This is a genomic window from Vibrio gazogenes, assembly GCF_002196515.1.
Taxonomy (GTDB): Bacteria; Pseudomonadota; Gammaproteobacteria; order Enterobacterales; family Vibrionaceae; genus Vibrio; species Vibrio gazogenes_A.
The window spans coordinates 2203816-2219142 of the sequence record NZ_CP018835.1; the positions used below are offsets into that span (position 1 = coordinate 2203816).

Genomic DNA, 15327 nt, shown 5'->3' on the forward strand with positions numbered 1-15327 from the left:
GGTGGTGATTATATTGCTCACTGACATATAATTTGTTGTTGTGTCATTTATTGTCATGGCATTAATTGACTAGGCATCTATTATTGAGTGCGTGATGGCAGGAGTCAACACCTAATGTGACTTTGTCCGTCATTCAGCGTGACAACATGATGGATGTTGAAGCAATGATTTTTAAGATGGATGGATAGCGGGTGTTGAACTGTGCCGGCTCAATATACGCTAGGCTTTTGCGTAAACATCTCGTTCACCAAGCCAGCGATCAATGATTGCGGTCGCATTGTCTGGGTAACGTTGGTGAATATGTCGTGCGATTCGTTGTACTTCTGGTATCAGTTGTTGGTCCCGCACCAGATCAGCGATCTTAAAATCAGCGAGTCCCGTCTGTTTGGTGCCGAGGAGTTCTCCGGGGCCACGGATTTCCAGATCGCGCTGAGCAATCATAAAACCATCATTGCTCTCGCGCATCACGCCCAAGCGTTTCTGAGCTGTTTTCGAGAGTGGCGGGTGATAGAGAAGTACGCAGTGACTGGCGACTGAGCCTCGCCCAACACGGCCTCTCAGCTGGTGGAGCTGAGCCAGTCCGAGTCGTTCTGGGTTTTCGATGATCATCAGGCTTGCGTTAGGCACATCAACACCAACTTCAATCACGGTTGTTGCAACCAGAAGATGGATCTGATTCTCTTTAAAATCTTGCATGACTTGCTGTTTCTCTGCCGACTTCATGCGTCCGTGTACTAGGCCGATCCGAACACCGGGTAATTGTTGTTGCAGTAACTGGCAGACTTCTTCAGCCGCTTGAGCTTCGAGTATTTCAGATTCATCGATGAGGGTACAAACCCAGTAAGCTTGTTTGCCTTCCGTCAGACATGCGTGCCGCACCCGTTCAATGACATCATCTCGTTTGGTATCTGGAATGGCAACCGTTTGAATCGGTGTGCGTCCCGGTGGTAGCTCATCGATAATGGAGGTTTCCAGATCGGCATAGGCTGTCATTGCCAATGTGCGGGGAATCGGGGTGGCGGTCATAATCAGTTGATGGGGAAAGCGACCGTTTTTAGCCCCTTTTTCTCGTAGCTCGAGGCGCTGATGAACACCAAACCGGTGCTGTTCGTCAATGATGATCAATGCAAGGTGATGGAACGTGACTTGCTCCTGAAATAAAGCATGAGTACCGACGACCATGTGAATGGCGCCGGATGCAATATCAGCCAAAGCTTGCTCTTTTGCTTTTCCTTTCAGTTTTCCTGCCAGCCAGCCGACGCGCAATCCCATACTGGCAAACCAGTTGTTGAAATTGAGCGTATGTTGTTCCGCCAGCAATTCTGTTGGCGCCATCAGGGCAACCTGATAGCCATGTTCAATGGCCTGAAGTGCTGCCATCGCTGCGACTAGCGTTTTTCCTGATCCGACATCGCCTTGTACTAAGCGCATCATCGGATATTCCTTGACCAGATCCGATTCGATTTCGCGAACCACACGCTCTTGTGCCCCCGTCGGCCGGAACGGCAGTTGAGACAAAAACTGTTGTTTATATTGTTCGACATGCGGCAGCGGTAACGCTAAGTCTTGCTGACCTCGGTGTCGAACTGCCAGCATGGAGAGATTTTGCGCAAGTAGCTCTTCCATAATAAGACGCAGTTGGGCCGGGTGGCGGCCCTGATCAAATAATGCCAGCTCGATATCTGCCGCAGGGCGATGAATCGTGTGTAGTGCTTGTGATAAAGAGATTTGATGATGATACAACCCGTCGGGTAAGAGGTCTTCCACGGCGGCCTTATCAAGTAGTGCAAGGGCCTGATCGGTCAACTGGCGGAGTGTGAGTTGTCTGAGACCATCCGTTGTTGGGTAAACGGGGGTCAGGCTGGCTTCCGTGTCAATCGGCTGTTGTGGGGTGTAAAACTTATATTCCGGATGAATGATCTCAAGCCCGGTACTACCACGTTTAATTTCTCCGTATGCATGAACAAACTTACCTTCGGAGAAATTATTTTTCATCGCTGCCGTGAAATTGAAAAATCGTAGCGTTAGTGAACCATGTCCATCGCTAATTTTGACGGTCAGCATTTTTTTTCGGCCGAAAACGGTACTGGTTTGCATGACTTCACCCTGAGTCGCACACCACAATCCGGGATGGAGTTGTGCAATGGGGTAAACGCGGGTTCTGTCCTCATAGCGGAGGGGAAGATGAAACAGCAGATCCTGTACGGTATTCAAACCGATCCGACTGAGTTTTTCAGCGACTTTGGCTCCGACGCCTGAAAGTGATGTTAACGGAATAGCTGAAAGCAGTTGCGACATGATCGGTTGTTTATCATACATGAGGTATCAAATATTCAACCATCGAACTGTTTTTTTGTACAGGTTTTTGTGCTTTTATTTTTAAGGTGGGTCGCATTGTGTGCGTTTATCGGTCGGATGATCCATTGATAAACAACGTGGGGGCGGAAAGAATGAAAACCAGACATCGTTGTTGATATCTGGTCTTGTTTCTGGGAATGAATTAGCTGCGTTTGCGCCGGACTTTCAGTGCGTGAGGCATCACGCGGATTTTTCGCATAATCCCTGCAAGATGAACCCGATCTTTGGTAGTCAGGAGTACCGTGATGGTATACAGGCGGCCGTCTCTTTCTTCGGTTGAGATTCCGTGAATATTAGAGCCCGTATGGGAAATAACATTGGTCAGTTCGGCCAGTGCTCCCTGATGATTCTGCATGTCGATTTTCAGTTCGGTAATGAATTCCTGATCGTAGTCATTTGACCACTCGACAGCCATGTATCGTTCAGGTTCACGTTGATAACCTCGGACATTGGCACAGGTTTCACGGTGAACGACAAGCCCTCTTCCCGGAGAAATATGCGCCACAATATGGTCATCTGGAATCGGGTGACAGCAGTTGGCAAAATTCAGCAGAATACCGTCAGCGCCCCGAATTGGCAGTTTTCGTTTCGGTCTGTTGTTCTCATTGACGGTCATGCCATCAGTATTGCCCAGTAAGCGTCGGGCAATCACAATACTCATCAGCTCACCTAAACCAATTGCTGCCAGCATATCGTCCAGCTGTTCCATTTTCAGCTCAGTAAGAACTTTGTGGATAATGTCCGGATCAATACTATTGATGGTCTGGTCGCCCAAGGCATGGTTGAGCAAACGTCGCCCTAAGGTGACTGACTCTTCCCGGCGCATCGTTTTTAGCACCTGACGGATCTTCGTCCGAGCCCGGGAGGTGACGACATAATTAAGCCATGCTGCGTTTGGACGTGCGCCCGGAGCACTGATGATTTCGACGGTTTGACCATTCTTTAGCGATTTACTCAGCGGGTATGGATTCCGGTCTACCCGGGCACCGACACAGGTATTACCGACATCGGTGTGTACTGCATAGGCAAAGTCAACTGCGGTTGCATCTGCCGGGAGTTCAACAATCCGTCCTTTCGGCGTGAATACGTAAATCTCATCCGGAAATAAATCAGATTTGACGTTTTCAATAAACTCAAATGAATTTCCTGCGCTTTGTTGGAGCTCCAACAGACTTTGCATCCACCGTTGTGCTTTGACTTGAGCGGTGGTGCCGGTGCGTTCACCGTTGCCTTTATAAGACCAGTGTGCTGCTACACCTTTGTCGGCCATTTGATCCATGTCGTCGGTTCGGATTTGAACTTCCACCGGTACCCCATGCGGGCCGACCATTGACGTGTGAATCGACTGATAGCCGTTGGCTTTCGGTACAGCGATATAATCTTTGATACGTCCCGGGCGAGGTTTGTACAGGCTATGCACCTGACCCAGAACCCGATAACAAGTGTCCGCAGTATCGACAATAATCCGGAAGGCGTAGATATCCATAATACTATGGAAGCGCTGCTCTTTAGTTTTCATCTTGTTATAGATAGAAAACAGATTTTTTTCGCGTCCCACCACTTTAGCTGTCAGGCCAACGTCTTTCAGGCGACCTTCGATTTCGGTGTGGATTCGCTGGATCATTTCTTTACGATTGCCTCGTGCTGATTTGACTACATTTTTCAGCACGCGATAGCGATTGGGGTAAAGTGCTTCAAAGCCAAGCTCTTCAAGCTCTACTTTGATATTGTGAATCCCGAGGCGATGGGCGAGTGGTGCATAGATTTCTAGCGTTTCTCTGGCGATTCGGCGTTTCTTATCCGGACGAAGCGCACCAAGAGTTCGCATGTTGTGGGTCCGGTCAGACAGTTTGATCAGGATAACTCGGATATCCTGAACCATGGCCAGCACCATTTTGCGGAAGTTTTCCGCTTGTGCTTCTTTGCGATCACGAAATTTTAGTTTGTCGAGCTTTGAAACCCCGTCAACAAGTTCGGCTACTGCGGTTCCGAATTTGGTCTCCAATTCTTCTTTCGTGGCTTCTGTATCTTCGATGACATCGTGGAGGAGTGCCGCTTGCAATGTTTCTAAATCCAAACGCATTTCTGCCAGAATTCGGGCAACTGCGACCGGATGGATAATATAAGGTTCTCCGCTGGAACGAGTCTGACCCTCGTGCGCATCTCTCGCGACGACATAAGAGTGACGTAGAGCCTCAATTTGAGGCTCTGTCAGATATTCCTGGGCAACGGCTTTGAGGCTATCGAATAGATACAAATTTTAGGCCCGTATGTTGTGTTACCCGCAAAAATTAACGGTTATGAGCGATACTGCTCACAGCTGCCAATTCAGCGGCTTCTTGTTCTTGTTGTTCTTGACGCTCACGAGCATCAAGCACGTCTTTTGTGATCAGACCATCTTCAATTTCGCGTAGTGCGATAACGGTCGTTTTATCGTTTTCTTCTGGCACCAGTGAATCTTTTCCACCTGTTTGCATTTGACGAGCGCGGCGGGCCGCAATAAGAACCAAATCGAAACGGTTACCAACTTTTTCAACTGCGTCTTGAACAGTTACGCGTGCCATGAGAACTCCAACTTGTTAATAAAAATCTATAAATGACCAGAAATTATACAACTGAACAGCATGAATTGTAAACTTCATGAGGTATCACGTCGGCATTTATTGCCCGGTCGTTCCTGTGGACAACAATTCCGATAGCATACTGCTATATTTAGCAGCTTGCTTGTCTTGCTTCAATCTTTCTGCGCGAATGATTGCTTTAAAGTCCATCAATGCAGCATCAAATTCGTCATTGATGATGAGATAGTCATATTCGGGATAGTGCGAGGTTTCTGACTGAGCTTCACTCATTCTCTTCTCGATGACTTCCTGATTGTCTTGCCCGCGGGCGTTCAGGCGTCTTTCCAGCTCTTCTTTTGAAGGCGGAAGAATAAAGATACTCCGGGCTGCCGGCATTTTCTGCCGAATCTGCCGTGCTCCTTGCCAGTCGATATCAAGGAAAATGTCGATCCCTTTCTTTAATGTGTTTTCGATCCAGACTTGGGAGGTACCGTAGTAGTTACCGAAGACTTCGGCATATTCGAGAAACTCCCCTTTGGCAATCAGTGCTTCAAAATGTGCTTTATCGACAAAGTGATAATGGATACCATCCTGCTCACCCGGTCTGGGCTGGCGGGTCGTGTGCGACACGGAGACTTTCATGGCATAGGTCGGATTCTTTTCCAATAAGGCCGCGATCAGGCTTGATTTTCCTGCACCACTCGGGGCTGAAACGATGTAAAGCGTACCTTGACCCATCATGTCTATTCTACTCTCACTATCAGTTAACACGAGATCACCAAGCGGGATGCTCAGGATCTTTTGAACCCATGTGACTCAGTTTAAACCGATCATGAGGCGAATACCGAGGTTTATGATGAGTAAAAACATGGGCAGAAAAATGGAGGCGAAGCGTATCACAAACCGTTCTCATCGCTCAAGTCTGGCTGCTGACGTTTGGTTGATTATTCTGAGTACATGTGTGAGGCGAAGCAGAATAATGTGTAAAACCGCCCTTTTCATCACAGTCTGTCGTAGTTTGCTATTGATTAATGTGATAATGTCGCGCGAGTTTGTGTAGCACAAACTATACAATAAACAAGGTCTATCGTTCCATTTGAATAGACATATAAAAGAGCAGTCATAGACGATAATACGGGCGATGTCATCTATAGAAAACAATGAGGAACATCATGAAAAAAATGAAGTTGACCACAAAAATCTTCATTGGTCTTGCTGCCGGGGTCGCAGTTGGATTGCTTCTGCAAGGGTCACCGGATATTGCGAATACTTATATTAAACCCATCGGAACGTTATTCATCAACTTGATCAAAATGCTAATCGTCCCTTTAGTATTTTCATCGTTAATTGTTGGTGCTGCCAGTATTGGTGATATTAAAACACTGGGAAGAATCGGAGGAAAAACACTTAGTTACTATCTGTTAACAACCGCTTTTGCTGTGACGATTGGTCTATTTTTGGCAACAGTCTTCACACCGGGTGCAGGATTAAGCATTCCGGTCAGTGGTACGAGTAAAGCCGTAGAAAGTGTCAGTCTAGTGGATACATTTTTAAATATTATCCCTAAGAACCCACTAAAAGGACTTGTTGAAGGCAATATGCTACAGATTATTGCTTTCGCTTTATTTCTTGGTATGGGAGCGACGTCTCTTCCGGAAAATAAAGCACAGCCATTTATTTCGTTTTTCGAAAGCGTGGCTGAAATTATGTATAAAATTACCGGCTTTATTATGTCATTAGCACCTTATGGTGTATTTGGCTTGATTGTCCCTGTTGTTGCCTCAAATGGTGCCTCTGTCCTGATTCCTTTGATTAAGGTGATTGCAGCGGTATATGTTGGCTGCATTATACAAATGGCGCTGGTCTATGCCGTGACCGTTAAAGGATTTGCAGGCATTTCGCCATTACGGTTTATGAAAGGTATTCTACCGGCGGCGGCCACGGCGTTTAGTACGTCTAGCAGTTCTGGCACGTTGCCTGTCAGTATCCGGACGATTAAGGAAAGTTTCGGTGTATCGGACAAAATAGCAAGTTTTGTTCTGCCATTAGGGGCAACCATCAATATGGGGGGGACATCTCTTTACCAAGGGGTATGTGCACTCTTTATTGCTCAGGTTTATGGCATCGATTTAACCTTCGCACAAATGGGGACCATCATTCTAACGGCAACGTTAGGCGCGATTGGGACCGCAGGTGTTCCCGGTGGTGGTTTAATTATGCTATCCATCGTTTTAACGTCAGTGGGACTGCCGTTAGAAGGCTTAACTCTTATCGCGGGAATCGATCGCATACTGGATATGGCAAGAACATCGATTAACGTGATTGGCGATCTGGCTGCATCGATTGTGGTTGGCGCTTCAGAAAAAGAAATTCATAATCCTCAAGGACAAGAGCAAACATCTAAACAAGGAAGAGAACAAGAACAGGAAGTGGAGTCAGCAACCTCACTTTCATAATTATCTTATCTCTGTCCCCTGCATAGACCTACCTGCGCAGGGGCTGATTGCTACAGTCAAGACATCGCCCGTCTTTGCCTGCTTTTCTTAAAAATATTCCGGCTCATCCTAACGGACAAGCCGGAATATTCTTCTCTCATCTTGGCATGCCTTTCTTTCTTTTTGACGTCATTTATCTATCTTGCACTCATAGAGTGTTGCTGTATAATCCGCCCTCTTTTTGAGCTGTTCAGTTCAAAAAGAGCACAGGACTGGGGCGATTTGCCTCAAATGAATATATTTGTATTTGGGTTCCCTCACCCCAAACCAAAAGAAAAAGGTAGAACATGAGTATTTTTACCATTGCACAGCAGCGCAAAGCGCTGAGTTTCCTTGTTTTATTTCACTTATTGATTATTGCTTCCAGTAATTATTTAGTGCAGATCCCCTTTACCGTGATGGGGTATCACACGACTTGGGGAGCATTTACATTCCCGTTTATTTTTCTCGCGACAGATTTGACGGTCAGAATTTTTGGCGCGTCACTGGCCCGGCGAATTATCTTTTTAGTCATGCTCCCAGCTTTGGCCGTTTCATATCTCTTGTCGGTCTTGTTTTTTCAAGGTCATTTTCAAGGCGTTGAACCCCTCGGTCAGATTAACTGGTTTGTGGCTCGGATTGCGATTGCCAGCTTTATGGCTTACTTGTTAGGGCAAGTGCTGGATGTTCAGGTCTTTAACCGTTTACGTCAACTCAAACAGTGGTGGGTTGCCCCTACATGTTCAACACTGTTTGGCAATGCGCTTGATACCGTAGCCTTTTTTGGCATTGCCTTCTACCAAAGTCCCGATCCGTTTATGGCACAACACTGGCAGGAAATTGCGCTGGTGGATTATGGTTTTAAATTGGTGATTAGTTTAGGACTATTCGTGCCGATGTATGGGGTCTTACTGAACTATCTGGTGAGTCGGATTACCGCAATTAATCCAAATTTTTCACTGACCAGTGCGAAAGCTTAAAGTCTCTGTGATGAGGGACTGAGAGATATTGTTACCGCTCTCAGGATGACAGATAAGGCACCGGTGAATCAGGATTCACTCGGTGCCAGACTGCAAGAGCCGACCCGATTCGCTTCGAATCGCCTCCATGTTATGGTGATTAATGGTTATGGGCTGTCCCGGCTCCTTTCGGATAGCGGATAGACTCCACCATTTCCTGCACATCATCTGGGACTTCCGCTGTAAATTTGTTGACCACAATGGCGACCACAAAATTCAGACACATCCCTAATGTTCCGATACCTTCCGGGCTGATACCGAACCACCAGTTATCCGGTGTATTGTCTGCCGGATTGACGAACTTAAAGTAGATGATGTATGCGGCAGTGAAAAGAATCCCGGAGAGCATCCCTGCAATTGCCCCTTCTTTATTCATTTTCTTATAGAAAATCCCCATGATAATTGCTGGGAAGAAGGATGCAGCAGCAAGGCCGAAGGCAAAGGCGACCACCTGCGCCACGAACCCCGGTGGGTTGATTCCCAAATAGCCGGCACCGATAACCGCCAGTGCGGCACCGATCCTCGCGGCGAGTAATTCTTGCCTGTCGGTCATGTCTGGCTTGAAGCCTTTTTTGAGTAAGTCATGTGAGATAGAGGTGGAGATGACCAGTAGTAGACCGGCAGCTGTCGAGAGTGCGGCTGCCAGACCACCGGCTGCCAGTAAGGCAACGACCCAGTTTGGCAGTTTGGCTAACTCTGGAGACGCCAGTACGATGATATCTCGGTTAATCTTCACTTCATTGCGTGCATCTCCCGCATAGAACATGCGACCATCACCATTTTTATCGTCCCATGAGACCAGTCCGGTACTTTCCCAGTTTTTAAACCAACTTGGTGCATCAGCAGACTGAACGCCCTTCATGTCCGGTCCATTAATCGTATCGATCATGTTGACCCGGGCAAATGCTGCAACCGCAGGTGCTGTTGTATAGAGCAGGGCGATGAACACCAGAGCCCATCCGGCTGAAATCCGTGCATCGGAGACTTTCGGTACAGTAAAGAAGCGGATGATAACGTGGGGGAGACCAGCTGTTCCAACCATCAAGGCGGCACAGATAAAGAAGACATCCACCATACTTTTCGAACCGTCAGTATATGCGGTAAAGCCCAGTTCTTGGGTTAAACCATCTAATCGATCCAAGAGGTAAGTATCGGTCCCTGAGATAGTAGAACCGAATCCCAGTTGTGGAATCGGTGTTCCTGTCATCATGAGGGAGGTGAATATCGCTGGAACCAAGAATGCAAAAATCAGCACACAATATTGGGCAACTTGCGTATACGTGATGCCTTTCATGCCGCCCATGACCGCATAGAAGAACACAATTGCCATCCCGATAATAATACCCATGTTGATATCGACTTCAAGAAAGCGCGCGAAAACGACGCCAACGCCACGCATCTGGCCGGCAACATAGGTGAAAGAAACGAAAATGGCACAGAATACAGCAACCATGCGTGCCGTTCTGGAATAATATCGATCACCGATAAAATCCGGGACAGTAAATTTACCGAATTTTCTGAGATAGGGAGCGAGGCAAAGTGCAAGTAAGACATAGCCACCGGTCCAACCCATCAGGTAGACACCGCCGTCATAGCCAATAAAAGAAATGATCCCCGCCATAGAGATAAATGATGCCGCAGACATCCAGTCAGCCGCGGTTGCCATCCCGTTTGCTACTGGATGTACACCGCCGCCGGCAACATAAAACTCACTGGTTGAAGCCGCTCTTGCCCAGATCGCAATTCCGATATACAAGGCAAAAGTCACCCCCACAAGAATAAATGTCCAAGTTTGAATATCCATACGTCACTCCTTCATTAGTCTTCGTGGACGTTATATTTCTTGTCGAGTGCGTTCATTCGCCAGACATAGATGAAAATGAGGGCAACAAAGACATAGATTGACCCCTGCTGGGAAAACCAAAAGCCGAGTTTGAAACCACCGAATTGAATGGTGTTCAGCGTGTCTACAAATAAAACCCCGGCACCGTAAGAAACCAGAAACCAAATTGCTAGCAGGATTCCCATGATTCCCAAATTCTCTTTCCAGTAAGCTTGTGCGTGTCCTGATGATTCAAACGCCATAGCTGTCTCCTTTCTGTTATCGGTATATTTGTTAATATAATGTTACATTTATAAAGTAGCAGCTCATCGCGGTTTGATCTTTGCAACTTTAGTCGTGTTCTGACTTTTATTAGTATGAATGGATTGGTAGATTTTTATTGAAGCAGAAGATGTAAATAGTATGTTAAATGATAGAATTGTTAGCCAAAAGTATATACAGCTCGCCTCATCGGAGCTGTGTTGACATTGAATTGGATTGAATCTGAGAGCCACTGCACATCAGATTCGGATAGAAGGGGCGTTGGGCAAGAATGTCACAGAGACACAGGTGAGAACGATGGCATAAGGTGAATCAGTCGTGAATTTCGTTTAGCAGAATCACGGCTTGCGTGCGGTTTTTGACACCGAGTTTGCGAAAAATCGCGGTCATATGGGCTTTGATGGTGGCTTCGGAAACATTCAATTCATAAGCGATCTGTTTATTGAGTAAGCCATCCGATAGCATCCCTAAAACTTTATATTGTTGTGGTGTCAATGCCGCAATTTTTTCAGCCAAATCGTTGCCGGGCTGATTGGTCACAACCAGAGCTTCGGGGAAGTATGGGTCACCATTGAGCACTTTATTGAGTGCATTGACGAGCGTTCGCATATCACTGGATTTGGGAATAAAGCCGAAAGCACCATGCTTTTTCACTTGGGCAACAACCGCAGGTTCTTCACTGGCCGATACCACAACAATCGGTAAATCCGGATAGGTATTTTTGAGCTGAATTAAACCCGAGATACCATTACTACCCGGCATTTTTAGATCGAGCAAAACCAGATCGGGTTCGGCTTCTCTTGCCAGAAGGGTAAGCAGTGCATCGAGCGTATCTGCTTCTTGTAGATTGGCACCGCTCACGGCCATATGCACCGATTGAAAGAGTGCATTACGGAAGAGGGGATGATCATCTGCAATGATAATGGTGTAGTTGGCGTCCATTACAATTCATATGTTTACAAGTTATTAACCAAATTATTGTTCCGTTTATAGTTTTGAACAATATCGAAGCTCGAAAACTCTGAACTCTATCCCCTTTTTTGTATACATCTGTGCGCATTGTTCCCTAATTGTATGTTGATATACCCAAGTAACCTCAAGATGCAGCGCGCTGAGCATGGCGGCTGGCGCTGTTCTTACCGTTCGGCTCGGTTATAACGCATATTGGTGAAGGTGGGCTAAGAAGTCATCTGCGTCCAGAAAACCAGTGATTCGGGCTTGAGGAATACGCGTTCCTGTCGAATTCCAGAAGCTGAGCGTGGGTAATCCGAGCACGCCTAAGTGGTTCAGCAATGCTTTATTTTGCGCATTGTTTGCCGTGACATCTGCTTGAATGAGACGATAATTGGCGAGTTTTTGCTGTACGGCATGCTTTGAGAACGTATATTTTTCGAACTCTTTACAGGCGACACACCAGTCGGCATAAAAGTCGATCATGACGGGTTGTTGATTCGCTTTTGCTAAGGCGAGTTGTTGTGCCAGTTCATCGACAGTCTGAACCTGAACAAAAGACAATGACTCAGCATTTGCTGGGGAAGTGAGGATGCCGGAATACAACGCTACTGGTGTCAGAGAAAGCCCGACGCCGGCCAAAGACAAGACGAGGAGTAACGTCTTTCTGAACTGATTGGTCACAGAACGGAGGCTGGTCATCAATATCCATAGGAAAAGACTCACACCAAGCAGCGTCCATAAGCTGGCTGACCATAATTCGGGAATGATTCGTTCCAGAAGGAAAATGGGTGCAGCAAGGAGGATGAAGCCGAACAGCGTTTTAATTTTTTCCATCCATGGCCCTGACTTCGGCAGAAAACGCTGACCGAAGACCGCAATCATAATCAAAGGTATCCCCATCCCAAGCCCTAACAGATAAAGCGCGATACCACCGAGCATCAAGTCCCCGGTTTGTGCCACATACAGTAAAGCACCAGAGAGTGGCGCGGTGGTGCAAGGGGAACAGATCAGTCCTGAGATAGCGCCCATGATGAAAACGCCAACCTGACGGCCACCTGATTGTTTCTGACTGAGATTATTCAGGGCTGTTTGCAAGGTCGCCGGCATTTGAATGGTATAGAGACCAAACATGGAGAGTGACAGCAAAATGAAAAGCAGGCTGAAAGTAATCAGGATGGCTGGGCTTTGCAGCGCTGCCTGAAATTGTAATCCCGCAGAGGCGACGACAAGTCCGAGTAATGTATAGGTGAGGGCCATGCCCTGAACATAAATAACGGCCAGCCCGAAAGCTTGTTTCTTATTGAGGTTGTTCTGGCCAAGCACAATACTGGTGACAATCGGATACATAGGGAAAACACAAGGTGTGAAGGCTAATCCAATGCCGAGAAACAGGAATAGCATAACCGTCCATAAGTTTTCTCCCAGTGCATCTGCTAACCGATTTTGTTCAGCCTGCGGTGGCTGGACGCTTTGTTGTTGCAATTGCTGACCGGACTGAGATTCGACACCGTTTGATGCGGAACTCTCTGAATCGCGAGTTGCTGTCGGAAGCGGTGCAATCGGAACTGTGCGCACTTCTGGCGGGTAACAAAATCCCTGTGCGGCGCAGCCTTGATAGCCGACTTGAATCTCGGCATTTTCTCCCGCATCAGCCAGTTCTAAAGTAATTTGAAGTGGGGTGGTATAGATATTGACATCACCGAAAAATTCGTCATGGTGCGACTCTCCTTGACGCATGTGAGTCGAGACAATACGGACCTGTTGCGGGTTAAAACTCAATTTATGCTGATACAGATAGTAGTCAGGTTGAATATCCCAACTTAGCGTTAATTGATTTCCTTGTTGATAAGCAAGAAAAGGGAATGCCTGATCGACGGTCACAAATCGTGATTGATTCGGCGTAAAAGCTGAGGACAACGGTGAATCAAACTGTTGTGCCTGAAGTGGTAATAAGGCCGATACCAGCACTGTCAAAATGAGAAAGATTGAACGCATAATTGTACGTATTAAAAGATATGTTTGACTTGAATGAACTCATCATAACGCAAGTTTTCCGACAAATGCGAGAGATAGAAGTCAGTCTTGGGCAGTTCGATCCAAGTATTCGACCAAAAGCCAAAAAAGCCGATAAATCTCTGACGATATGCTCAGGATGTAGAGAGGAATTTGTGCAGCAAGGCCGGTATTTGAGTTGACAGGGGTAGAAATACATACGGCGATATCCGGAGGGATATCGCCGTATGTTCAACGCAAAATAATGACTTATTCGTAGCGTTTCGCTTTATATTGAGGATGTCTCAGGTTTTCGACGGATAGAATATCGTCTACTTCAGTTTCAGTGAGCAAACCGCGTTCCAGAACAACTTCGCGGACACTCTTACCGGTTTGAGCACAGATTTTGCCAACAATATCACCCTCATGGTGACCGATATATGGGTTCAGGTAAGTCACAATGCCGATTGAGTTGAACACATAGTTCTCACAAACTTCTTTGTTAACTGTAATGCCGTCAATACACTTATCGCGTAGATTGATACATGCATTAGACAGAATTGAGATTGACTCAAACATTGCCTGACCGATAACGGGTTCCATGACGTTCAGTTGGAGTTGTCCTCCTTCAGCGGCAAAAGAGATGGTATTGTCGTTACCCAACACTTTAAAGCACACCTGATTGACGACTTCAGGAACCACTGGGTTCACTTTCGCCGGCATAATGGACGAACCAGCTTGAAGTTCTGGCAGGTTCAGTTCATTCAGTCCTGCTCTTGGTCCGGAAGAAAGCAGACGTAAATCGTTACAGATTTTAGAAAGTTTCACTGCCAGACGTTTGAGCGCACCATGTGTCATCACATAAGCACCACAGTCAGATGTCGCTTCAATTAAGTCTTCTGCCGGAACAACATCGACACCAGTAACTGCTGCCAGATGTTTCACAGCCAGCGCCTGATAGCCTTCAGCAGCATTCAGACCGGTACCGATAGCGGTTGCACCTAAGTTGACTTCAAGCAGAAGCTTGGACGTATATTCCAGCGCACGGATCTCTTCATTCAATGTCACCGCCCAAGCATGGAATTCCTGACCAACGGTCATCGGTACAGCATCTTGGAGCTGAGTCCGACCCATTTTGAGGATATTGCTAAATTCATGGCTCTTAATTTCAAATGCTTCTTTAAGATAACCAACTGAACTCACTAGTTTTTGTACACTGTTAAACACAGCAATGCGGAACCCGGTTGGGTAAGCACAGTTTGTTGATTGACTCTTGTTGACATGATCATTGGGGTTGATCACATCGTATTGTCCTTTTTCTTTCCCCATCAGTTCTAGCGCAAGGTTGGCAATGACTTCGTTGGTGTTCATATTGACCGAAGTCCCTGCACCGCCCTGAAATACATCTGACGGGAATTGATCCATACACTTCCCTGTTTCGAGAATAACATCACATGCTTGGATAATATAAGATGCAATCTCTTTTGGAATCACGCCTAGTTCTTTGTTAGCAAGGGCTGCCGCTTTTTTGGTCATGACCATGCCACGAACAAATTCAGGGACATCTGAAATGGTGACATTGGAGATATTGAAGTTTTCTACAGCTCGTAAAGTGTGGATGCCGTAATATGCATCAGCAGGGACATGACGTTGACCGAGTAAATCTTCTTCCAGACGGGTAGCGGTTTCAGCAACTGCTTCAGAGAGGGTAGTCATAGTATAGGATCCTTAGGTAACTCAACTTCGTAGTTATCAATTTATAGGGATTAATTCTTCAAAGAATCCATTCTGGTAGTGTTAACGTTTGGAAATCCGACCGAAACGCGTAGAACATCATACAAAGTCTACTGGATAAAAAAAGTAAC

General features: G+C 46.5%; 11 protein-coding genes. 2 read left to right on the forward strand and 9 right to left on the reverse strand.

The genetic code is table 11. The annotated features are described in order from the left end of the window. Positions 1-219 precede the first annotated feature (219 nt). The 4 genes from recG to gmk form a co-directional block, all read right to left on the reverse strand. Positions 220-2298, reverse strand: coding sequence for an ATP-dependent DNA helicase RecG (gene recG / locus BSQ33_RS09945; protein ID WP_088134570.1), 2079 nt, complete (start codon positions 2296-2298; stop codon positions 220-222). Positions 2299-2500: 202 nt separating this feature from the next. Then, entirely contained in the window at positions 2501-4615 is a 2115-nt protein-coding gene (gene spoT, locus BSQ33_RS09950; protein ID WP_088134022.1) for a bifunctional GTP diphosphokinase/guanosine-3',5'-bis pyrophosphate 3'-pyrophosphohydrolase, read from the reverse strand. Positions 4616-4649: 34 nt separating this feature from the next. After that, positions 4650-4922 (reverse strand): DNA-directed RNA polymerase subunit omega, encoded by a 273-nt coding sequence (gene rpoZ / locus BSQ33_RS09955; RefSeq protein ID WP_072960479.1) that lies wholly within the window; start codon positions 4920-4922, stop codon positions 4650-4652. 96 nt (positions 4923-5018) lie between these two features. Next, positions 5019-5657, reverse strand: a complete 639-nt coding sequence (gene gmk, locus BSQ33_RS09960) for a guanylate kinase (protein ID WP_072960596.1) — start codon at positions 5655-5657, stop codon at positions 5019-5021. Between the two features lie 434 nt (positions 5658-6091). On the opposite strand from gmk, the gene BSQ33_RS09965 reads away from it, so the two are divergent. Next, positions 6092-7375: a dicarboxylate/amino acid:cation symporter gene (locus tag BSQ33_RS09965; RefSeq protein ID WP_088134023.1), complete on the forward strand. Its 1284-nt coding sequence runs from the start codon at positions 6092-6094 to the stop codon at positions 7373-7375. 326 nt (positions 7376-7701) lie between these two features. Further along, entirely contained in the window at positions 7702-8373 is a 672-nt protein-coding gene (locus tag BSQ33_RS09970; RefSeq protein WP_088134024.1) for a 7-cyano-7-deazaguanine/7-aminomethyl-7-deazaguanine transporter, read from the forward strand. Between the two features lie 139 nt (positions 8374-8512). Here BSQ33_RS09970 and BSQ33_RS09975 read toward each other — a convergent pair whose 3' ends face one another. The 5 genes from BSQ33_RS09975 to aspA form a co-directional block, all read right to left on the reverse strand. Then, positions 8513-10216, reverse strand: coding sequence for a sodium:solute symporter family protein (locus tag BSQ33_RS09975; protein WP_088134025.1), 1704 nt, complete (start codon positions 10214-10216; stop codon positions 8513-8515). A gap of 14 nt (positions 10217-10230) precedes the next feature. After that, positions 10231-10497, reverse strand: coding sequence for a DUF4212 domain-containing protein (locus tag BSQ33_RS09980; protein WP_088134026.1), 267 nt, complete (start codon positions 10495-10497; stop codon positions 10231-10233). Positions 10498-10828: 331 nt separating this feature from the next. Beyond that, entirely contained in the window at positions 10829-11458 is a 630-nt protein-coding gene (locus BSQ33_RS09985) for a response regulator transcription factor (protein WP_088134027.1), read from the reverse strand. A gap of 210 nt (positions 11459-11668) precedes the next feature. After that, positions 11669-13465: a protein-disulfide reductase DsbD gene (locus BSQ33_RS09990; RefSeq protein ID WP_088134028.1), complete on the reverse strand. Its 1797-nt coding sequence runs from the start codon at positions 13463-13465 to the stop codon at positions 11669-11671. A gap of 267 nt (positions 13466-13732) precedes the next feature. Further along, on the reverse strand, positions 13733-15178 hold the full coding sequence (gene aspA / locus BSQ33_RS10000) for an aspartate ammonia-lyase (protein ID WP_088134030.1): 1446 nt from the start codon (positions 15176-15178) through the stop codon (positions 13733-13735). Positions 15179-15327: the final 149 nt, after the last annotated feature.